This is a genomic window from Ruegeria sp. HKCCA5763 (assembly GCF_013034545.1).
In the GTDB taxonomy this organism is placed as follows: domain Bacteria; phylum Pseudomonadota; class Alphaproteobacteria; order Rhodobacterales; family Rhodobacteraceae; genus Ruegeria.
This window is the reverse complement of the sequence record NZ_WQGF01000003.1, coordinates 23,084-45,432: the sequence shown is the minus strand read 5'-3', so window position 1 is coordinate 45,432 and position 22,349 is coordinate 23,084. Positions and strand designations below refer to the sequence as shown.

The window sequence follows — 22,349 nt, the reverse complement described above, 5'->3', positions numbered from 1 at the left end:
TATCGATCATTGTTACTTTGCCAAGACCGTCGACATTCTTGGAGAGTTCACTATGAAGTTCCTTCGTACACCGGGCTATCGGTTTGACGGGTTGCCAGATTTCACATTTGGCCCACACTATCTTGATGTGGATGATACCGAAGACGGTCGTCTCCGAATGCACTATTTGGACGAGGGGCCGACACAGGCACCGCCAGTATTGTTGATGCATGGAGAGCCAACCTGGTGCTTCTTGTATCGGCGCATGATTCCGTTATTCAAAGATGCGGGCCATCGAGTTCTGGCTCCTGACTTGATTGGGTTTGGACGGTCGGACAAGCCAACTGAGCGATCCGATTACACCTACCAACGCCACGTAGACTGGATGTCCGAGTGGTTGCGGAAAGTTGACCTGACGGGCATCACATTGGTTTGCCAGGACTGGGGCGGCCTCATAGGCTTGCGGTTGGTTGCGCGTATGCCCGAGCGGTTCTCACGTGTGGTTGTGGCGAACACGGCCTTGCCCACTGGTGACACACCCTTGGGCGAGGCATTTCTTTCATGGCGGGAATACTCACAATCTGTGCCTGAATTTAATTCGGGCCGGATCGTATTCGGCGGCACAACATCCAAGATTTCCGACGAAGAGGTTGCAGCCTACAACGCACCGTTCCCGGATTCACGCTATTTGGCAGGCGCTCGGCAGTTTCCAATGTTGGTGCCCGACAAACCCGACAACCCAGCTTCTGAAGCCAACCGAGCCGCATGGGAAACCCTCAAGACTCTGAACACTCCGTTTCTGACTGTTTTTGGAGAAGACGATAGGGTCATGGCAGGAGTAGACAAAATGTTCCAAAAGTCGATCCCTGGGGCATCTGGTCAAAATCATATCGTTGTGCCTAAAGCGGGGCATTTCATTCAAGAAGATGCTGGCACAGAGCTAGCACACGCGACCTTGAGATTCATTGAGCAAACCTAGCGGCTATCAGTTGCTGCAATCCGTCGGAATGGTCGCCTTTGAAAGATGTTCGACTTTGCAACAGTTCCCGTCCAAAAAGGCTGCTGCTGATGGTTCTTCTGAACCACGCCTTAGAGGTTCCTCTTCGAATAATTTGATAGGACAGGCTTGAACAGCGCAGCCAATCGCAGAAGCGATTTTATGTCTTCCCTTGCGGCCTCAACTCACACCAAATTTGCGGCGCATATGCTCAGCTAAGGCCGTTACGCGACGTGGTTGGGCTCGGCTAGGCGGGAACATCATTTGCAAAGGTTTCGGCGGCGGGAGGAAGTCGCGCAAGACAGAAACAAGTCTGCCAGATCGAACATCGTCGCCGACATCCAGCTCCGACTTCAATACGACCCCATGGCCTGCAATCGCCCAATCGCGGATGAGTGAACCATCATTGACTATTCGATTTCCTTTTACTGATACGCGCTGGGCATTTGGTCCTGATCCAAACTCCCAAACGTTGTCGATCATGTCGCCAAACCTCATGACCAAGCAGTTGTAGTTTAATAGATCTTCTGGTTTTTCAGGCGTTCCAAATGAGGTTAGGTAACTAGGGGATGCACATACGAACCGTTGGTAGCTTCCTAGATTTCGCAATCTGAACGAGCTGTCTGTGATGTTGCCGAAGCGAACGGCGAGGTCAAAACCCTGGCCTACAAGGTCGACGTAGCCGTCTGAGAGGGACAGTTCGATTGAGATGGCAGGGTTCTCTTGGGTGAATTCGGCAATAACCTTGGAAACAATGCTCCGTCCCAAGTCAATCGGCGCGCTTATTCTGCATTGCCATCGAATCTGGCCCGATGGTCTCGAGTACGCAGGGATCGATATCATTCGCCTGGATGCTGAAGGAAAGGTTGTCGAGCACTGGGATGTTCTTCAGGAAGTTCCAGCAAACAGTGAGAATGACAATGGCATGTTTTGACGTAATCCTTAGGACAGCGGTGCATGGAACTTCGAAAGGTCTTGTCGGCTGAACCACGAAAGCTTAAGGGCATAAGTCTGATCCAAGAAACCCGTCGAAGCGTATCTATCAAGAACCTTTAAGCAAGGAGATAAATATGCTCCCGAAGAGTATTCTTGCGGCGACCTTTGGATTATTTGCAGCCACTTCGCTTCAGGCTGGTGTACAAATTCGCTTTATAGAAGGCGCACCCAAAGACCGTTTTGTTCTGACAAACGTCGGAGCTTGCGAAGTAGAAGCCTCGACCGTCAAAATTGACTTGTCGCAATCTGCCGGACGTTTGATTTTCGACGTTACCGAAAAGGGTGCGGGTGTAGAGGTCTTCCAACCGCTTGAATTCGTTGAGGGTGCGGATGCCTTGCGACAAATTCCCGCGGTCGTGGACGGGCAAGATGCAATTGAACTTGAGATCGCCTCCCTCGCAGCCGGGGACAAACTCTCCTTTACCATTGATGTCGATGACACTATCGGGCAACGCGAAATCACCGTAACAGGGTCAGAGATCGAAGGCGCCACGGTGTCATTTACCGATGAGGGTGAGACCAGTACTGCGATCTTCTCTTCCGAAGCATTTGTTAAAGTGACGACCAAGGACTGCTGAAAGCTATCCTACAATGTCGAACTGGTTGATCCGCATAGCATTCCTTGCGCTTGTGGTGGGCGGCGGCATCCTGATTGGGACACTGACTGCACCTGACGAATGGTACGCGCAGCTTTCTAAACCGGCTTTCAATCCACCAAATTGGATATTTGGCCTGGTCTGGACTGTGCTTTATGTATTGATTGCCATGGTCGGTTGGCGTCAGTTCGAAACAGACCGAAGCTCGACCGCAATGAATCTTTGGTGGGCGCAGATGGGTCTTAACTTTTTGTGGTCTCCAACCTTTTTCGTTCTGCAGCTGCCGTGGTTTGCCCTTGTGGTTATTGTTGCGTTGTTGGCTGTCATCGCCACGTTCATTGCTCGGGTCAGGCACTCTGATCGTGTCTCCGCGCTGGCCTTCCTGCCGTACTTCGCATGGGTTGCATTTGCCACGGCGCTGAACCTTTCAATTGCGCTACTGAACTGAGAAGGAACAATATGCGAGCCAACTTCATTGGACTTGTTTCAGGTCTTGTTATCATCGGATGCACAATGGCTCAGGCTGATGGAAAACTGACTGAAGACTTCTCCAAGTCTCCGGAGACGCGTTGGGACTACGTTGCCGACACGGTGATGGGAGGAGTTTCTTCAGGGCACGTGCAGTTTCGTTCGGAAGGTGATGTTGCATTCGCACGGTTGACCGGAACCGTGAGTACAGAAAATAACGGGGGCTTCATCCAGTTCCGACGCAAGTTGTCTGATCGACCGGATGATGGTGTATCAGGTGTCAGGTTATTGGTGCGGGGGAACGGCGAACATTACTTTGTTCACCTCAGAACGCGTGGCACAGTGCTACCGTGGCAATACTATCAGGCCGAGTTCGCAACTTCTGACGATTGGACCGAAGTTTATTTACCTCTGTCAGGTTTCAAGGCTTCAGGTGCCATGTTGCGTGCTACTCCCATTGCTGACGAAATCACTTCAGTTGGAGTTGTAGCCTACGGGCACGATCACGAGGCCCGCGTAGATGTCAGCGAGATTGGTTTCTACTGAAGGTCAGGTTCCTAGTTTCACCTCGGATGCCAGCCATTGTGAAACTTGAGGTTGTCTTGTCTCAGGACGTTGATTTCGCGAAAACCTCGGCCATCCAATCAAGGCTGGTGGTTTTGACGCAACCTCAATTCAAACGTACTCTACCAGCAGCCAAGCGCAAACGAGGACCATGTCTGATCCTGAACACAGAAATGACTCTGCCGTGGACGCCCGCTACGGGGGGCTGCCGGTTCTCCTTCGGATCGGCTGGCCATATTGCTTTTGAAATGCCCTGCGCAGCCCCGAGCCTGAAGAAAAGCCGCAGCGCAGGGCGATTTCCTCGATGCTCAGCCGGGTGTGTGTGCTCAGATCACGCGCACGTGTCAGGCGCATGGCCTGGTAGTGCTGTCCAGGGGACACTCCGAGTTCTTGGTGGAACAGGCGCGCCAGACTGCGTTCAGACATGTTGGCGCAGGCCGCAAGCTCGGCCAGAGGCAGGGGTTTTTCCAGCGTGTCAGCCATCCTGGCGGACAGCATACGCAGCTTCTCGGAGCCGAAGGCGCGGAGCCCATGCAGCGCGGAGCCGGAAAGTTGCGCAGTTGTGTTGTCCTGCAGGAACATGGCCGCCGCCTCTTGCGCAGCGGCGGCCCCGAAGTGGCCAGTAATAAATTCCAGAATCAGATCAAGCGCGGTTGCCGCACTGCCACAGGTCCAAAACCGCCCATCTTGCACAAACCGGTCAGGTGATACCGCAGTGGCCAGAAAGCTTTCAGAAAACTCGTCAAAGAGCTGCCAGTGAATGGTTGCCCGTCGACCGTTAAGCAACCCCAAGGTTGCCATCAGCCATGCGCCAGTGTCTGCTCCGATCACCACTCCTGACCGCAGCAGAGGGCGCAGCTGCCGTGAGAGTTGTTTTTCTGCGGCCTCTTTGCGGAAGTCATCCCCGCCTACGATTAGCGTCAGGTTGGCCGCTTCCATGTGTTTAAGGCAGTCGTCTGGCGCAACCCGAATGCCGCTTGAGCTGGTCACAGGCGCGTCATTCACCGTCAGAATTGTCCACCGGATGTCTGCCCCACCGCTGTCGCGCACAACACGCAGAGGTTCCAGCAGGCAGGCGAGGACGATGTTAGAGAACCGCTCCGACAAAAGAACTGTGATGGTGAGTGGAGCCATCTTGGCAGAATCCGCGCGTTTTTTGGCAATATTGGTTCGGCGGCTTCGGAAACGCAATCGTAACGTCAGTTCAGTGCTAGAAGCCCGACAAGGAGATAGGTTGATATGACGACACGGCCCCTTGACCACATCCGTGTGCTTGATTTTGGCCAATATCTGGCTGGTCCCTTGGTCGGCATGATGTTGGCCGATATGGGGGCTGACGTGATCCGCATCGACCCGCCCGGTGGGCCGCGGCTGAAGGACCCCGCCACCGACATGCTGTCGCGGGGGAAAACTGCGGTGACTTTGGATCTGAAAACCGAGGCGGACCTGAGGACGGCACGCGAACTGGTCGCGCGCGCTGATGTGGTGATCGAAAACTTCCGACCCGGTGTGATGGAGCGGTTGGGTCTGGAGCCTGAGGCACTGCGCGAAATCAACCCGCGCATCGTGTCGCTGTCCTTGCCAGGCTTCGCCTCGACAGACCCGGCTCTGGCAGATCTGCCAGCCTGGGAGGCCGTAATCGCTGCGCGTACTGGGCAGTTCACTGATATGGGCCTGAACCGGCGATTGATGGGGATCAACCCGTCCTTTACTCCGCTGACGCTTGCTTCGGCTTATGGGGCGGCATTCGGCGCAATGGCGGTTCAATTTGCGCTGCTTGCCCGGAACCGCAATGGAGGAGAGCACATTGAGGTTCCGCTGGCCTCTTCGCTGCTGGAGGGGTTGGTCTATAACTGTGAACAGATCGAGGATTACCCCGAACGTTACAAATCCCCGCGTGAGTTAGAGCTTGACCGGCGTGCGGCCGAAGGTCTGTCCATGGACCTCAGCTTTGGTGAGCTGGAAGAGTTCCTGGATCCGTTCTACCGCACTTATACCTGCGCGGACGGGCGTGGGTTCTATGTCGTGGCGGGCAGCGTCAAAACACATCCACGTCGGGTGTTGGAGACGCTGGGCCTGAAAGAACTGGCGGATGAGTTGCCTGATTTCGATGCTTATCTGGATACGGTGGACTGGCCGGATGACTGGTCCCTGCGCAACTACCCCGTTGGCGACCGGGACCGGGCGCGCGTGTCAGCAGCCATGAAGGCTGCGTTTCTGACCAAGCCCTCGCAAGAATGGGAGGTCCTGTTTGGCGCGGCCAAGGCGCCAGCCACGGCGCAACGATTTACCAGGGAATGGCTGGCGGATCCTCATGCGCTGGCCTCAGGTTTGGTGCTGGAGGTCGACGACCCGCGCCATGGTGCCATGCGGCAGATGGGGAACGTAGCGTGGTTGGCCGGAGATGAGGGTGCCTTGGTCAAACGTCCGGGGCCGGATTCAGATAGCGCCCCTTTGACCGACATCCTGGCTGAGGCTCCCCGGACGGGAAAAGGCGGCGACAGCGCGGGAGGCTGGCTCGACGGGTTGAAGGTGCTGGACCTGACCAACGTAATCGCCGGTCCGACCATCGGATCGACCCTGGCCCGCTTCGGAGCGCAAGTGACGTCCGTGCAGCCGGTGGAACCTTCGGTTGATCCCTGGAACACTGTCGTTTTCGGTTTGCATGCGCATCGCGGCAAGGAAAGTGTCCTGTTGAACCTGCGCTCAGAGGATGGGCAGGTGGCCTTGCGCAAACTGATCAAGAGATCAGACGTGATCACCATGAACGGCACTGACGAACAGCGCGATGCCTTGGGTTTGGGTGAAACGCAGCTTGCAGCCATCAACCCGCGCCTGATTCTGCTACAGCTTGACGCCTTTGGCGGTCCAGCACGCGGTCCGAAATCTGATCACCTGGGCTACGATGACCTGGCTCAGGCCGCGACCGGGGTCATGGTGCGTTTTGGCGGTGGTATGCAAACGCCTGAAGAACACGCGCACTTCGGAACCATCGACGTATTGACCGGGTTCTGTGCCTGCGTAGCTCTGGGGGCGGCACTTCTGCGGCTTGAAAAGACCGGCAAAGGCGGCATTGCCCGTGCTGCGCTGGCCGGTGCGGGAAATCTAATACAGGCGCAATTGATGTACGATTTTGACGGCCGTGCCCCTTTTGATGAACCTTCAGGACGCGAGGCCTTGGGCTGGGGTCCGTTTTATCACTGCTACCGGGCTGCAGATGATTGGATGTTTTTTGCGGCCCCCACCGAGGAACGAGGCGCGCTGATGCGCGTGCCGGAACTGGCTGACCTGGCCAAGATACCTGAAGAAGAAATGGTTGCAGCACTTTCAGACCGGTTCGCAATTCACGACGCGGCTCACTGGGCGCAGGCTTTTGCCGGAAGTTCTGCCACAGCAATGCCGTTGCGATCGCTGCATGAAACCCGCGATGCGGTTTTGCAGCCTGAGAGTGAGGGGCAAATCGACCTGGCGGGGAATACCTTTAGCGTGATCCGACACAACCAGCATCCGATGGGCCGCTGGTGTGATCTGGTGGCGCCAAATGCGGTTCGTCCTGCGCGCGCGGCGATCGGGATCCCTGGGCCAATGCCCAAATACGGATCCGACACACGTCGGATTCTGAACGAAATCGGCTTCTCTGGCGACCAGATCAAGGCAATGATCACTGCTGGAACAGTAAGCGAAAGCTGGTCCGAAAAATATCTGCCGGAATAGGATGGTGAGATGACATGCTCGGAAAGGCCAGGCCCTGCCACGACGCCCCGCACGCGGGCCAAGGCGCGGCATATCCTGGACAACTATTATATCGGTCCGGCGCGCGATGACGCAGTGCTTGAGATCTGGGGGTATACCGACCGGATGACCTATGCCCCAGGTGACACAGTGACGTTGCGGGTGTCGACCACCGCGGCGCAGTGGAACGTGGAGATGGGACGCGACGGACTGCGTTATGAACCGCTGCTGTCCGAAACCGGGCTAACCGGCGTGCATCAGGACACGCCCGTCGAGTGTTCCGTCAGCGGTTGCGGGTGGAAAGGTTCCTATTACTTCACCATTCCGGAAGGCTGGCGCGAGGGCGGCTATCTGGTCACACTCAGCGCAGAACGCGATGGAGACCGGGTTGAAGAACATCACCTGTTCCTGCTGCGCCGCGCGGCCGAAAGACCCCCGGCGCCGTACCTGCTGGTCTGCGCAACAGGCACTTGGCTGGCCTATAACTGCTGGGGTGGCTCGAACCATTACGAAGGAATCCACGGACCCGAAGGCAATGAATTCTCACCGGTCGTTTCCACCCAGCGCCCGTGGACGCGGGGGTTCTGCAAACTGCCCGAAGGCGCCCCCCGCGCGGTGCCCGAGGCTCCGCATGTGCCCGGCGGCATGGTGCGATATCCCTACATGGAATGGGCCTATGCCTATGGCTATTCCAAGAAATACGCTTCCGCCGGCTGGGCCAGTTACGAACGCCATTTCGCGCGCTGGGCCGAGGCGCAGGGTTTCGAACTGGACTATGCGACCCAACATGACCTCGACGCTGATCCAGAGCTACTCAGCCTCTACAAATGCGTGATTTTCGTGGGTCACGACGAATACTGGTCCGCCAATATGCGTCATGCGGTCGACGCCTATGTTGATGCAGGCGGGCGGGTCGCGCGGTTTGGTGGCAACTTCCTGTGGCAAACCCGGATCGAGGACGAAGGCCGCACCCAGATTTGCTACAAATACAACGCCGAACGCGATCCTCTGATCGGAACCGATCAGGCGCATCTGGTCACGGCGGCGTGGGAGGTGGACCCGGTGAACTGGCCGGGAGCCCAGACTTTCGGCGCAAACGGGCTGAAAGGCGTCTATGCCGGCCTGGGCCGCTGCGTCGGCCAGGGCAGTGGTGGTTTCACGGTCTACCGGCCCGAACATTGGGCGTTCCAGGACACGCAGTTGGGTTATGGCGATCAGCTGGGCGCGGCCTCTCGCATCTTTGGCTACGAAGTCGACGGGGTGGACTACCGGATGGAGGACGGCTTGCCCTTTCCCACCGGCAGCGACGGGGCGGACCCGGCAATCCAGATACTGGCCCTTGGGCTCGCCACCAATGTGGAACCCGCGCATGGGGTGTGGGGCGAAACAGTCTATATCGGCGACGACGACGCGCAGTTCAAAGCGCAGACCGTTTTTGGCGAGATCACACAGGACTCGTTGGACCGTAGCACCCGCGGTAACGGCGTGATCCTGCATTGGGCGCGCGGCGAGGGAGAGATTTTCAACGCCGCCACCTGTGAATGGGTCATAGGCCTCACCCGGCGGGACTGGCAGGTCGAACAGATCACCCGGAACGTGTTGGAGCGGTTCAGGTCCTGAGCCTAAGGCCGAACCATCAACTCTTCCGCCTGACCCGCAACTCAGTCGACGAAGGCCTCGGCCTGCAGTCTGGCGCCAGAATTCACCTGCAGAAATAGCCCCGGTTCGAACTGATCGATTGCGTTCCGACGCCGTCAAGCCGCCACTGGTCAAGGAACTTGTCAATAAAGGGAAAAAGCCGATGGCGATGCCCCGTCTGTAACCCGCCGCCTCCCGAACCATATGGGGTTTGTCAGCACTTAGCCTCGCTCGGCAAAGTCGGTCGGAGCGCCGACCGCGTTCAGCCAGTGACGCCAGGTCGAGCGGTCGCGTTAATGGATGTGCGGAAGCGCCTCTTTCCAGAACGCCTCGCCGATCTGGGCGCCAAGCGCAGCGACCGGGTTGGCCTTGGTGTCAAACAGCGGCTTGGCGTCTTCCAGCGCGGTTATCCGATGGCGCCGCGTTCAGCGCCTGGGTGGCGCGCAAAAAGCTCAGGCTTTCAGCGGCGTCGTGGAAATAGACCAGCGCGCCCAGATAAGAGAGGCCTTTTAGATCGGGCAGCACGTGCGCTCCATAGGTGAGCTTGGCTCAACCACCTGTGTTGAATTAGAATTTATCAAACAAATTCGAACGGGACCTTGTGGTGGGCAGGAAACCCACAGGGAACAGAGCCACATACCGCGGCTTGCGGCGCAGAATCCGGGGTGGGGTCATTTCTGTTCTCTTGGTGAGGCATTGCTCCCGTCCCCACTTGGCTGATGTCAGAGTGCGTTTGAAATGGGATAGAGTCAAAATCGCGACTCCAGAGGTCAGCGACAAAACTCCTGCGAATACAACACCGGCAAAAGAAACAACCAATGGCTTCAAAGAACAAACTTGCAATCGCGTGCCCCGTCGTAGTCACCTAGGGCATGGGTTTTGGAGGATGTCGATGGCGCCGTGGAAATTCGTGGTTTATCTATTCTGCACGGTTGCACTGGTCGCTTGTGCCCCCAAAACACGTACATATGAAAAGACAGTGACGGCTTCGCTGCCAGCGAGTGCAAATACAACTTTGGGACAGGCAGCCAACCGGCTTGGCGACCCCAAAGACGGTCGGTCGGGTGTCAAGCTAATCAGTGATGGGGAAGAAGCGCTTGTCTCTCGGCTGTTGATGGCCGCTGCAGCCGAGCGAACAATTGACGCACAATATTACCTTCTGCACGACGACCCCACGGGCCACCTATTCGCAGCCAGTCTGTTGCAGGCAGCAGATCGGGGTGTTCGTGTCCGGCTTCTGCTGGATGACATGGATACGTCCAGCTATGACGCGATGACCGCCGCTTTGGACAACCACAAGAACATAGAGATCAGGCTGTTCAACCCGTTTTGGATGGATCAAAGCCTGCTGATTGCAGGGCTGACAGATTTCAAACGCATCAATCGCAGAATGCACAACAAGTCCATGACGGCTGACAACGTGTTTACAATAGTGGGTGGCAGAAACATCGGTGCCGAGTATTTTCTGGCACGGAAGGAAATGAACTACGCAGATTTGGACGTATTGGCAGCAGGTCCTGTTGTAAGTGAGGTCTCCCGCAGTTTCGATGCGTATTGGAACAGCGAGTTCGCCGTTCCTGCGCGTGTGGTCGTTGGTGAACCTGAAGAATTTGATCTTGGTGATGCGCGCCGCATGTTGAATGAACTGGTCGAGAAAGCGAAGCAAACGCAGTACGGCGCGGCCCTCAGAAAGTCAGCAAAAGAGAATTTTGCGGACGGAGCCCTATCATTGGATTGGTTGCCCGCAAAACTGTATGCTGATCCGCCTTCAAAAGCCGCAGGTCTCGAGAACTCAGATCCAATTCTTGCGTCTCAATTGCTTCCGTATTTCGAGAATGCCAGCAGTGAAGTGAATATCGTGTCCGCCTATTTCGTGCCGCGCAACAATGGTGTGAAATGGCTGACCGAACTAGAAAGCCGCGGTGTCGACGTAAAGGTTGTAACCAATTCCCTGGCATCTAACGATGTCGCACCCGTTTATGCGCACTATGCCAAAAAACGCCGAGCACTATTACGCGGTGGAGTAGAACTCTACGAGCTACGGCCTGACGCCTATCAGGTCCAACGCCGCGGTATCAACTGGGCTCAGTCCAGGTCGGGCTTACATTCCAAGGCATTCGCAGTTGATGACCGTTACTTGTTTGTGGGATCGTTCAACTGGGATCCGCGTTCTGTCAACATAAACACGGAAATGGGAATTCTGATAGATTCGCCGACCTTGACCACGCAAACCATGGGTGTTTTGGACGAGGCGCTACCCGCATACACTTATAACGTGACGCTAGAGCAAGCTGGTCAACTAAAATGGACGACAAGAGGAGAGGATGGCAACGTTCTCGAATATCGATCAGAGCCGACGGGGTCGGCCTGGGATCATATAGTCGCCGGATTTCTAAGTATTTTACCAATCGGGTCTCAGCTTTAGTTTTTTTGATAGATACTCTGACGGCTTGCCGACGTAATTGGGGAAGCGGCTGCACTTGAAAAGGTTTTACCGTGAAGGATTTCAACCACTATGCTGGTGAAGCTGGCGAGAGTCATCGGCAAGATGTCGAAGCCAAAAACGAAAGGTGGCGCTTTGCTCTATCCGCTCAGGCAATCGAATTTTCAGAACCTGTATCCTACAAGAACCCCATGTTCTTAAGGATAAAGTCTGTATGGAATGAAACATTCCACGTAATGCCAGCTCCCCAAGGACTGATGAATCTTACGGGGGTGATCCGCGTGAGCGCGAATGAAAGCGTGCCTCGTGACATCATAACAGGCGACGTTTGATGGACATTGTTCTTGTAACAACAGTGGTTGCTTCGCTTTTCGTGGTTATCGGCCTTGCCGAGCCAGTTGCGGCACGCCTTCAAATTCCATACAGCGTCGTTCTTGCGGTTCTAGGCATCATAATTGGTGTTGCCGCGACCTTTTTCCTTCAGACTGATCTGACGGAAGTGATGAACCCGGTGGCGGAAGCAATCCTCGGGTTTCCAATCCGCGCGAATGTGTTTCTTTACATTTTTTTGCCCACGCTACTCTTTCAGGCGACGTTGGGTATGAACTTGCGACGTATGCTGGACGACTGGGTGCCGATACTCGTTCTGGCTATTGTCGCGGTATTTGTGGCGACATTCACCGTTGGGTTTGCTCTTGCGGCAGTTAGTTCCCTTCCTACCGTTGCTTGCCTGCTGCTGGGCGCCATCATTTCAACGACGGACCCATCGGCGGTTGTTAGCATCTTTCGCTCGATTGCCGCCCCGCAAAGACTGGCGCGAATAATCGAAGGCGAGAGCCTTTTGAACGATGCAGCCGCAATCGCCCTATTTGGACTGTTCATAGGATTCGTCATGGTCGGCGCGCCCGACCCGCGACCGCAAGATGCTTTGGTTCAGTTTCCGTTACTTTTGGTTGGGGGGGCTGTGACAGGATGGGTTCTCGCGCGTTCCAGCTTATGGTTGATGAACTTGATTGAAGGTTTCGAGCTCGCTCAAATCTCGATCTCCATTGCCTTACCTTATCTGACATATGTCATTGCAGAGCAGAGTGTCGGCGCGTCGGGTGTAATCGCGGTTGTTGTGTCTGGGATCACATTGAACCTATCTGCGCCCGGCCGACTGACCCCCCAAGCTTGGACAAGCCTCACAGATGTATGGGACGTTCTTGCGCATTGGGCCGGAGCTTTGATCTTCATTTTAGCGGCGCTTTTAATCCCCAAACTGTTAAGCGGTGTTCAGTGGACAGACTTTGTGCTGATCTTGGTTGTGATTGTTGCCGCAGTTGCCGCGCGGGTCTTCATTCTGTTTGGTTTTCTGCCATTTTTGTCACTCGTACGTGTTTCACCACTTGTGGAACGTCCGTTTCGTTACGCAATACTCTGGGGCGGTATGCGAGGTGCGGTGACGCTGGCATTGGCGCTTGCTGTCACCGAGAACAATCAAGTCGCCGCCGAGACGCAACGCGCCGTTGGTATCCTCGCGACGGGTTTCACCCTATTTACCCTGATCGTTCAAGGGCCGACTCTCAGGCCCTTCATACGTCGCCTTGGGCTCGATAAGCTTTCATCAGTAGACGAAGCCTTGTCCCGCCAGGTTGTTGCTGTGTCGCTCCAGACAGTTCGGGAAGATGTGGAAAAAACAACTGCGAGCTACGAACTGAATCCGGAAATCATCAGGTCTGAAGCTGTTCAGTTCGGGCAAAGACTGGAAACAGAGGTTCGCTCGGCCGAAGAGCGCAAAGACATTCTTGACCGGGACCGCGTAACCCTGGGCCTCCTTGCCCTGGCAGGAGCGGAACGAAATTTTGTTCTTAGCCACATGCGCGACAGATCACTTTCTATTCGACTGGCCGAAAAGGCGCTTCTGGATATTGACCGGCTTATTGAAGCAACACGCTTGCAGGGCCGCACGGGATACTTGCGAGCGGCACGTCGCACTGTGGACTACGGACGTTTGTTTCGCATTGCCGCTTTTTTAAACAACAAGCTCCGGCTGCAAACACCACTTGCCCGTGTGACCGCGCACCGTTTTGAAGTCTTGCTTGCACAACGCCTCGTTCTGCGGGACGTTTATCGGTTTTTAGAACGACGCATTCGCCGAATACATGGGCGAAGGGTGACGGACATTCTAAGGGAGCTTGTTGATCGGCGCGCAGAATATGTCGATACAGCTCTTGACGGCCTTCAGCTTCAGTACCCGGGTTTTGCAGAAGAAGTTCAGCGTCGTTTCATTCGCCGAATTGCTCTGCGGCTGGAAGAACGAGAGTACACCGAAATGTTCGATGAAGGGCTCATAGGTGCAGAACTCTATTCCGTACTCTTGAATGATGTTTCCGCGAAACGTGCAAAGGAAGAAGAACGCCCAAGGATCGACATTGCACCGCGGGCCACCGAGCTTGTAAAACAATTGCCCGTATTCTCAGACGTGGATCCCGCGAGGCTTAGAAAGCTCGTCCGCGCTTTGAAGACGCGCTATGTTGAGGCAGGCGAAGTTGTCATCCAAAAAAACGCTCCGGCGCGAAGCGTGTACTTCATTGCGTCAGGAGCAGTTGAATTGGAGATGGGCGGCCAGAGTTGGCGGTTGGGTAGGGGTGAAATTTTTGGGCAAGCTGAATTATTGCTCCGCCAAAAACGCCGCGCCTCCGTCCAAGCGATTGTACCCACGACCTTATTGGTTTTGGATGAAGAAAAATTCCGGAGGCTTGTTAAGCGCAGTAAGGCGTTGCGCGAAGCCGTACTTTCGAGCGCCGCAAACCAAGGTGTCGAACTGGAAAAGCTTCTTGAGCCGAAGTAACGCCCAAGTTTTCGAATTGCACGAAGTCCTAGCTGATGACGCTTGGACAGGTCTCGATAGTTACCTGTCTGCTAAACCCGTGCCGGTGTGCTCATGGCGTTGCTTCATAAATTTTGAGTTCATTGAATAACGGAGTTCACCCACTGCGCTGCGCGAATGGTCAAAGCGCATGAATATCGATCGGATCAGAGAAACCTTTGATCCTGGTGCCACCAAATGTCTGCAACACGTCAGCCCCTTCCAAAAGATCGAAGGTTTCTTGATCAATCAACATCCGGCTTCCGGTTTTCTGCGTTTCTGCTTCCAGGCGCGCAGCAAGGTTTACGGTCGATCCGATACAAGTATACGTCGCCCGGTTGTCTGTCCCGGCATAGCCAGCGACGACTTCGCCAGTCGCTATTCCGATACCGATCTTTAGGTCGCTTTTCTCTTCTGCGCGCCGTTCGAGATTTAACATCTCGATCATGTTGTGCATTTCATGTCCTGCCGCCACTGCACTTTGCGCCGAGTTGGGCAGGGGCTGCGGAACTCCGAAAAGAGCCATCAACCCGTCACCCAGCATCAGGCTGACAATCCCGCCATTGCTGGTAACTGCCTCAAACATCAAGGTGTAAAAGGTGTTGAGCAGGTCAATCGTATCCTCAGGAGCGAGGTTTTCCGACAAGGTCGTAAAGCCGCGAATATCACAAAATAGAACCGAAGCATTGGCGCGCTTACCACCTATGGCAAAGCCAGATTCCTGTAGGTCTTGGGCCACCTCAGTTGTTGCAAAACGCTCTAGCAGTCGCTTTTGTTCGTCCCTGAGTCTTTTCTTTTCAAGGCCGCTGGAGACGCGCGCACTGAGAAGTGTCTTGTTGACTGGTTTCGGCAGGTAGTCTTCGGCACCCAATTCAATGCAGCGTACGACATTGTCGAGTCCCTCAACAGACGACGTCACGATCACTGGCAAATCCCGCAGTTCGGTGTCCGATTTGACAGCTTCAAGAACCTGGAAACCGTCCATTTCCGGCATCTCGATATCCAGCAAAAGCAAGTCAAATGGCTGACCAGACAACATCTCCATCGCCACTCGGCCGTTTTCCGCGACCGATGCTTGATGGCCCAAGAGTTCTACACTGCGAGATAAAAGCAAGCGATTGACCTTGTTGTCGTCGACGATGAGCAAATGACCGGGGGCGTCAGACATCAATCAGGCTCCGTAGGGCAGTAGCTGCAGTGGCGAGGGCGGTCTCTAAAGCGGCAGCTTCTGTTAAGTCTCCGGCTTCGGGCAGTTCTCCCAGTTCGACTTTCCTGGCCAGTTCGGCAAGAGCCGTTGCACCGAACGTGTTGGCGTTCGACTTGATAGAATGTGCAGCACGGCGGTATCGGTCGGCATCGGCTTCGTTCGCGGCCGCTTTCAATTCGCCAATCATACTTGGCGCTTCGTCGAGAAAGGTGTTCACAAGCTCTGCTGCAAACTCTTCGCCTGTGGCGTCCTTTAGCTCCATGAAGATTTCATGATCAATCGGGCTGTCTGTCATGGATCACCTTCTTGTTCTGGGGCAATTTAATAGGGCTTCGATGAGGACAGGCACGCGGATCGGTTTGGTGATATAGTCGTCCATCCCTGCTTCCAGACACATCTCACGGTCGCCCTGCATGGCGTTGGCGGTCATCGCGACTATGCGAGGACGGCTTCCATCCGGATGCGCTTTGTTGATACGGCGAGACGCTTCAAGCCCATCCATCTCGGGCATTTGCACATCCATGAAAACGACATCGTATGTCTGACGGTTGACGCTTTCGACAGCCTCGGCACCGTTGCTGGCCAAATCAGCGCGATAGCCCATCTGTTCCAGCAGGCGGAGTGCAAGTTTCTGGTTCACCAAATTATCCTCTGCCAGCAAAATTCGCAGTGGATGGCGCGTTGCCATGTCCGGATCGGTTTGGGGTTTGTCCTGTGGTTTTGACGGCTTTACGCGCAGCTTTTCAGTCGCGAACAGTGTGACCAGGGTATCGAACAGGTGGGATTGGCGCAAAGGTTTGGCAAGGTTGGCAGCAAAAAGCCCATCCTCCAAATCTATTTCGCGCGGGCCAAGTGAACTGAAAAGGATTAGTGGCAACCCAGGCTTCTTGGCGCGTATCTGTTTGGCAAGCTCTACCCCATCCATTTCAGGCATATGCATGTCTAGAACTGCTAAATCGAACTCGATGCCTTCTCCAAGTATACTCAGCGCTTCTGACGGAGATGCACACGTCGTGGTCCGGGTGCCCCATTTCTCGGTTTGAAGAGACAGGATTTTGCGATTGGTGGCATTATCGTCGACCATCAAAATGCGTTTGCCTTCAAGTTCAGGCTGAGGGCCGACAAGATTGCGGGAGGACGGCTTAACTGGTTTTGCAGGTTTTGCCTGAATCTTGAAAACAAAGGTGGAACCGTTTCCCTCTCCTTCGCTTTCAGCCCACATGGTCCCTCCCATAAGTTCGGCGAGGCGTTTCGAGATCGCAAGACCCAGACCAGTGCCGCCATATTTGCGGGTCGTTGAACTGTCTGCCTGGCTGAAAGACTGAAATAGGCGGCTCATACCCTTTTTAGATAGGCCGATACCTGTGTCTCGGACTCTAAACGTCAGCTCCAGTGATCCGTTTACCTCGGCAGATTGCTCAACTGACAGAACCACTTCTCCGCTTTCGGTGAATTTCACAGCGTTAGAGAGAAGATTCAGCAAAATTTGCCGCAATCTGGTCAGGTCCGCGCTGATCGCCTGGGGGAGTGAGTCATCGAACTCATAGGCCAAATCGAGTTGTTTCTCGGCAGCCTTGCCGCTGACTAAATCGAGCGCGCTTTCTATACATTCGCGCAGGTCGAACGGATGGTTCTCGATATCCATCTGTCCAGCTTCAATTTTCGAAAAATCGAGGATTTCGTTAATGATACCCAAAAGCGCATCGCCACTATCGCGGATCGTATTCGCATAGTCACTTTGCTCGGCATCCAGCTCTGTGTCCATCAACAGCCCGCTCATCCCGATTACGGCATTCATGGGAGTTCGAATTTCGTGGGACATTGTCGCCAAGAAAGCACTTTTTGCTTCGTTTGCTTCCTCAGCGGCCTTTCGCGCCTCTTCGGCCTCACGGAATAGGCGCACGTTCTCGATGGCAATTACCGCCTGATCCGCAAACGAGTACGCGAGGTCGATTTCATCTTTGGTGAAAGCCCCGGCTGTTTTCCGAGCGAACACCAACACGCCCAGACACGCTTTGCCTTTCATCAGGGGCAGCAACAAAGCGGCGCGAACGCCATGCCGATCATACGTAATCTGTTCGAATGGCGAGAGCTCGATCGTGTCCCAATCGGGCAGATGAAGCATCTTCTTGTGATGAAGAACCTGAGCAGGAAAGCTGGACATCGGATCCGGGTCGATCGGAAAACTTTGGTTGCCTTCAAGGGTGGCAACTCCTTCTGCACTGACCCTTGCCAGAACCTCGAACGTATTATCTTGCGCCGTCATGGCGGCTACCATGTCACAGGAAACCAGCCGTACGCCCGCCTCTGCAATGGCCTCGAAGACAGGTTTGATGTCGTCAGGAGATTGGCTGATCACCCGTAGAATGTCCGCACTCGCAGTCTGACGCGCCAAAGAAGCTTGAGTCTCGTTAAACAAGCGCACGTTTTCCAGCGCGATGATGGCCTGATCTGCAAAAGACTCGGCAATCGACACTTCGTCGTCCGTAAAAACCTTTGACGTCTTTCGAATAAATACCAAGTTGCCGAAACAGTCTTTCCCGCGCATCAAGGGCACCATCAAAGACGATTTAAATCCCTTTTCGCGAAAGATTTTTTTGTCGCGCCGCGGTAATTCGTCGTAGCGCCACTTTGGCATGTTTAGCGTCTTACCACTTTTGATCGACCAGGAAGGTAAATTGTCCTCGGGATCAATCGGAAGCCGATCCGTCCACTTGACTTCTTCCACACCTTGAGGAGTTGCGACAGCGACTTGCCAAATCTCAGTTCTATTGGCTTGAATGGCAATAGCCAGGTCGCAGTCTATCAGCGTCGTTGCCAGTCCGACAATCTTCTCGAATACTGGTTTGGTATCGGTTGGGGATTCAGAAATAGCTCTGAGAACGTCCGCACTTGCTGTTTGGCGGGCAAGTGCAGTTTGCGTGTCATTGAAAAGCTGCGAGTTTTGAATGGCGATTATCGCTTGCGACGCAAAAGTTTCCATCTGCTTGATTTGCTTCTCGTCAAAAGCCGCGGGGGTTCTGCTCCCCATGCTGATGACACCAATTGTGTCGCCGTCACGTATCAACGGTACCGAAAGGACGGATCGATAACCGTCGAGGTTCGACTTCAGAACTGGATCATAATTGGGATCGGCCTGAGTATCTTCGACGTAATCGGCGCGCCCATACAACAGCGCCCGTGCAGTTGCAGATGTTTCCCCCGGTTCAAATGGGTGCATTTTGATAAAGTCGGTGAATGCGTCTGACACGTTGTGGCCAGCAAAGAAATGGTACTTGCCATCTTCAGGTTTCTTCAGCGCCACGAAAGCATCTTGAAGGCGGCAAATACGGGACGAAACGGCAAGCAACGCTTCCAATACCGGCTCTAAGGCGTCCGGAGATCGGGAAATAACTTCGAGTACTTCACTCGTGGCCTTTTGATACTCCAGCGATTCTTCAACTTCTGCCGTGCGCCTTTGCACTTCCTCGAAGAGCTGCGTGTTGTTGATAGCAATCAGGGCCTGGGACGCGAATGTTTCCAGAAGGTTGATCTGTTTGCCGCTAAATGCCGACGCCTGCCTGTGTGCCATAACAATAACACCAAGCGTGCGACCATTTTTGACAAGTGGGACCCCCAATGTAGTAAGGTAATCTCCTATCTCCGCGGCTTCTTTCCACGTGTAAGAGGCATCGTTCCGAGTATCCTCGATATAGACCGTTTCTCCATGCAACGCGGTTCGCCCTATACATGAACCTTCGTCAGGAGCTATTGGGTTGTTTGACAAGAAATCCAGGAACGCGTCGCTTACATTATGGGACACAACCACGCGATAAAGCCCATCGTCGGCATCTCGCATGGCAAAGAACGCATACTCTGGCGAGCAGATGCGCGACGATACCTCCAGGATTGCATCCAACACAGGCGGTAGATCGTTGGGTGACCGGGAGATGACATCAAGCACCTCAGATGTGGCTGTCTGGTACTTCAGTGTCTCTTCAACTTCGGCTGTACGGGCCTGAACTTCTTCGAACAGCTGAGTATTGTTGATCGCGATTACGGCCTGAGCCGCAAAAGTTTCTAAAAGGGCGATTTGCTTTGCATCAAACGGTGCGACTTTGTCGTGGCACAAGACTATCACTCCGACCACAGCTTTGCCCTTGATCAGTGGTACGCCCAGGAGCGAACGGTAATTCCCGATGCGCGCGGCCTCTTTCCATTTGTACTCGTCCGCCTCGGTATCCTTGTAATAGACTGTTTCGCCTCGTGCAGCTGTTTGACCAATGCCGCTCCCGTGTCCTGCTGGCACCGGGTTAGCTTTCATGAATTTCATGAATTCGCTGTCAAAATCGAGCATGATGTCAGTGTGATAAAGGCCGTCTTCGGGATTCAGGAAGGAAATAGCGGCGTATTTTGGTTCGCAGATTCGGCTTGCGACCCTCAGGATTTCTTCGAGCACCGGTCTCAGCTCGTCTGGAGATCGCGAGATGACCGACAACACGTCAGAGGTGGCGGTCTGGTATTCCAAGGCTTGCGTTACTTCGGCTGTCCGATCCTGCACTTCCCGGAACTGGCGGACGTTTTCCATTGCGATTACGGCTTGAGCTGCAAAGGTTTGGACCAGAGCCACATCGTCGTCTGAGAAAGGTGCAACTTCACGACGATAGAGCACGATCACCCCGAGACCGGTGCCGTTCTTCATCAACGGAACCGCCAGAACCGAGCGGGCTCCTTCAATCTCAACCATCTGAACCCGTTTTGGGTCACGATCCCTAAAGTAAAGAGGATCGTCCGCGATGTCGTCCTGGCGAATGACCTCGCCATCGATCATTGGTTTGATCGCAATTAATTCAGTGCGCGTTAGCGGCTCTACAAAGTTTTTGAGCGCTTCGTCAAAATCGGTTCTTGCGCCAATATTGGCCGGGATCGTTGCGAGACCGCGTTCGTGATCAGCGACACATAAAAAGGCCAACGGCGCTTTGCACAAACGGCTGGAGTTTTCGAGAATGCTTTGGAATACAGGTCTTTCGTCATCGCGGCTGCGGCTTATGACTTCGAGGATTTCTCGCGATGCTTTTTCGCGCTCTAGCCGTTCCTGAACCTCTCGAAATTGGCGCGTATTTTCTATCGCTATGACTGCGTGTTTGGCGAACTCTTCGATGAATTGCACGTCGGGATCAGAAAACGGGCGGACCTCGCGGCGGCTAACCGCAATAGCACCGATCGCCTGTTCCCCCTGCATCAAGGGCACAACAACCCGTGACCTGATGCCTTCGATTTCGACCATTGTAACAGCCGTAGGATCACCCGAGCGGTAGAACTCGGTGTCGGCGATGTCCTCGACACGTACAACCTTGCAATTTCGTATCGCCGCCGCTGCCGTGACCGAACCATCAAGAGGCCACTCCTCTCCTAATTCAACGTCGGTTCTATCGTGCCCCCATGCACCGGCCAATTGAATGTGGGTTCCCGCAGCGTTGACCAAAACCAGCGCCGCCTGATCCGCGTCACAGATTTCCGTGGCCTGCTGAAGCACGGCTTCAAAGACTCGTGCGTCATTGTCACGGCTTTTGCTGATGACACTCAGTACCTCCTGTGTCGCCGTTTGCCGTTCCAATTGAGAGCGCAGCTCTTTCATTTGGCGGGTATTGTCGATTGCGATCACAGCCTGCGCCGCAAAGCCTTCGACCAAAGAAATCTCGCTGTCTGTAAAGGGCCGCACTTCCCGACGGTAAATCCCGATGACGCCTACAGGATCACCATCCGCAGACATCAAAGGAACCGTCAGAAACGATCGGACGCCTTCTTCATCAACCAATTGGCGGCGCCAACGATCCCCGTTGATGTAGTGGTCTGTCTGGCGCAAATCGACATTGTGAATGACCCGCGCTTCCCGCACGGCTTCGGCAATCTGTAAATTCGAATCCAAAGACCAACGATCCACGCCGACTTTATATGTGGCCAATTGATCGCCAAAATGGGCCGCATATTCCAGATGGGTTCCCGCCTCATTTACGAGGCTCAATGTAGCTACGTCCGTTTCGCAAAGCCGGGCCGTATTTTCCAAGATCGTCTGAAATACCGGTGCTTCATCATCCCGAGACCGGGTGATCGTCTCCAAAACGTCGCGCGTGGCACCTTCGCGAGCCAATTGGGCCTGCAACTCGCTGAACTGGCGAACATTTTCTATCGCGATGACCGCCTGAGCGGCGAAAGTTTCAACCAGCTGCACCTGATCGTCAGAGTATGGTCTCACTTCGTTCCGTGCCAGCATCAGGCAACCGATTGCGCTGCCACCTACCTTTAACGGGACAAACAGATTGCTCCGGCACCCATGCGTGTCGACAATGAGCTTAAAGCGCTCATCTCCTGATCTATGGAAATCGGTGTCGCCCATGTCGACAACGCGTCTGGTCTCACCGCTGAGAATAGTGTCAGTTACGATCGAGTTGCCCGGCTCCATCGTATACTTGCCGTCGCGCCAGAGCTGTTGGATATCCGGGTGTAGATTGACGCTGGCAACCAGTTTCTGACGCGCATCCCCTTCGCGTCCAAGAACCAGACCAGCAAAAAAGGCATCACAGAGATCTTTTGCCAGTGTTACAATCAGGTCGCATACCGGCTGTACATCATCCTTGGTCTCGGAGATCGCTTGCATAACCCGTGCGGTTGCTTCGAACCGCGCCTGCTGATCATCCGCGCTGAGCCCCACACTGTGCGCAGATGACGACGCTGAACTTCCGGCTTCTTCCGATGTCCTCTTCCCATCCACCTGCGTTCGAGCTCCCGCGCAAACCAATGAAACACACAAGATCGCAGTTTAAAGGGCATACGATAGAAGTCACAGAGTTTCTTTGTGGACAGAATTCAACGCGCTTAAGCCGATGGTTGGTCATCTG

General features: G+C 54.6%; 15 protein-coding genes. 9 read left to right on the top strand and 6 right to left on the bottom strand.

The window, feature by feature from the left end; translation table 11 throughout:
- Positions 1 to 52 precede the first annotated feature (52 nt).
- Positions 53 to 958 (top strand): haloalkane dehalogenase, encoded by a 906-nt coding sequence (locus GOV89_RS06735; protein ID WP_171237868.1) that lies wholly within the window; start codon positions 53 to 55, stop codon positions 956 to 958.
- 198 nt (positions 959 to 1,156) lie between these two features.
- Here the strand turns inward: GOV89_RS06735 and GOV89_RS06730 are convergent, their stop codons facing one another.
- Positions 1,157 to 1,744: a substrate binding domain-containing protein gene (locus GOV89_RS06730; protein ID WP_245223324.1), complete on the bottom strand. Its 588-nt coding sequence runs from the start codon at positions 1,742 to 1,744 to the stop codon at positions 1,157 to 1,159.
- A 302-nt stretch (positions 1,745 to 2,046) separates the two neighbouring features.
- Here GOV89_RS06730 and GOV89_RS06725 point away from each other — a divergent pair, with 302 nt between their 5' ends.
- The 3 genes from GOV89_RS06725 to GOV89_RS06715 are packed head-to-tail and all read left to right on the top strand — an operon-like array spanning position 2,047 to position 3,582.
- Positions 2,047 to 2,550, top strand: a complete 504-nt coding sequence (locus tag GOV89_RS06725; RefSeq protein WP_171181954.1) for an aggregation factor core — start codon at positions 2,047 to 2,049, stop codon at positions 2,548 to 2,550.
- A 13-nt stretch (positions 2,551 to 2,563) separates the two neighbouring features.
- Positions 2,564 to 3,016 carry a TspO/MBR family protein gene (locus GOV89_RS06720; protein WP_171181952.1) on the top strand — a complete coding sequence of 151 codons (453 nt, stop codon included), beginning with the start codon at positions 2,564 to 2,566 and terminating at the stop codon, positions 3,014 to 3,016.
- Positions 3,017 to 3,027: 11 nt separating this feature from the next.
- Positions 3,028 to 3,582 carry a CIA30 family protein gene (locus GOV89_RS06715; protein WP_171237866.1) on the top strand — a complete coding sequence of 185 codons (555 nt, stop codon included), beginning with the start codon at positions 3,028 to 3,030 and terminating at the stop codon, positions 3,580 to 3,582.
- Positions 3,583 to 3,795: 213 nt separating this feature from the next.
- Here the strand turns inward: GOV89_RS06715 and GOV89_RS06710 are convergent, their stop codons facing one another.
- Entirely contained in the window at positions 3,796 to 4,734 is a 939-nt protein-coding gene (locus tag GOV89_RS06710; protein WP_171237865.1) for a GlxA family transcriptional regulator, read from the bottom strand.
- Between the two features lie 105 nt (positions 4,735 to 4,839).
- Here GOV89_RS06710 and GOV89_RS06705 point away from each other — a divergent pair, with 105 nt between their 5' ends.
- Both GOV89_RS06705 and GOV89_RS06700 read left to right on the top strand, forming a co-directional pair.
- Positions 4,840 to 7,314, top strand: a complete 2,475-nt coding sequence (locus tag GOV89_RS06705) for a CoA transferase (protein WP_171237864.1) — start codon at positions 4,840 to 4,842, stop codon at positions 7,312 to 7,314.
- 9 nt (positions 7,315 to 7,323) lie between these two features.
- Entirely contained in the window at positions 7,324 to 8,952 is a 1,629-nt protein-coding gene (locus GOV89_RS06700; RefSeq protein WP_171237863.1) for a N,N-dimethylformamidase beta subunit family domain-containing protein, read from the top strand.
- Positions 8,953 to 9,345: 393 nt separating this feature from the next.
- On the opposite strand, the gene GOV89_RS06695 is transcribed toward GOV89_RS06700, so the two are convergent.
- A complete protein-coding gene (locus GOV89_RS06695; protein ID WP_171181941.1) occupies positions 9,346 to 9,495 on the bottom strand; it encodes a hypothetical protein in 150 nt (49 codons plus the stop codon).
- A 367-nt stretch (positions 9,496 to 9,862) separates the two neighbouring features.
- On the opposite strand from GOV89_RS06695, the gene GOV89_RS06690 reads away from it, so the two are divergent.
- From GOV89_RS06690 to GOV89_RS06680, 3 genes are all read left to right on the top strand, one after another.
- Positions 9,863 to 11,395, top strand: coding sequence for a phospholipase D family protein (locus GOV89_RS06690; RefSeq protein WP_171237862.1), 1,533 nt, complete (start codon positions 9,863 to 9,865; stop codon positions 11,393 to 11,395).
- 71 nt (positions 11,396 to 11,466) lie between these two features.
- Positions 11,467 to 11,745 carry a cupin gene (locus GOV89_RS06685; protein WP_171181937.1) on the top strand — a complete coding sequence of 93 codons (279 nt, stop codon included), beginning with the start codon at positions 11,467 to 11,469 and terminating at the stop codon, positions 11,743 to 11,745.
- Entirely contained in the window at positions 11,745 to 14,246 is a 2,502-nt protein-coding gene (locus tag GOV89_RS06680) for a cation:proton antiporter (RefSeq protein ID WP_171181935.1), read from the top strand. The genes GOV89_RS06685 and GOV89_RS06680 overlap by 1 nt, the downstream gene beginning before the upstream one ends.
- Before the next feature lie 160 nt (positions 14,247 to 14,406).
- Here GOV89_RS06680 and GOV89_RS06675 read toward each other — a convergent pair whose 3' ends face one another.
- From GOV89_RS06675 to GOV89_RS06665, 3 genes are read right to left on the bottom strand one after another with little or no spacing between them, the layout of a single operon-like run.
- The gene (locus GOV89_RS06675) at positions 14,407 to 15,432 is read right to left on the bottom strand and encodes an adenylate/guanylate cyclase domain-containing response regulator (RefSeq protein WP_171181933.1); all 1,026 of its coding nucleotides are present in this window, start codon (positions 15,430 to 15,432) and stop codon (positions 14,407 to 14,409) included.
- Positions 15,425 to 15,766, bottom strand: coding sequence for an Hpt domain-containing protein (locus tag GOV89_RS06670; protein ID WP_171181931.1), 342 nt, complete (start codon positions 15,764 to 15,766; stop codon positions 15,425 to 15,427). Before GOV89_RS06670 ends, GOV89_RS06675 begins: the two co-directional genes overlap by 8 nt.
- Before the next feature lie 3 nt (positions 15,767 to 15,769).
- Positions 15,770 to 22,222, bottom strand: coding sequence for a GAF domain-containing protein (locus GOV89_RS06665; RefSeq protein ID WP_171181929.1), 6,453 nt, complete (start codon positions 22,220 to 22,222; stop codon positions 15,770 to 15,772).
- Between the last annotated feature and the right edge of the window lie 127 nt (positions 22,223 to 22,349).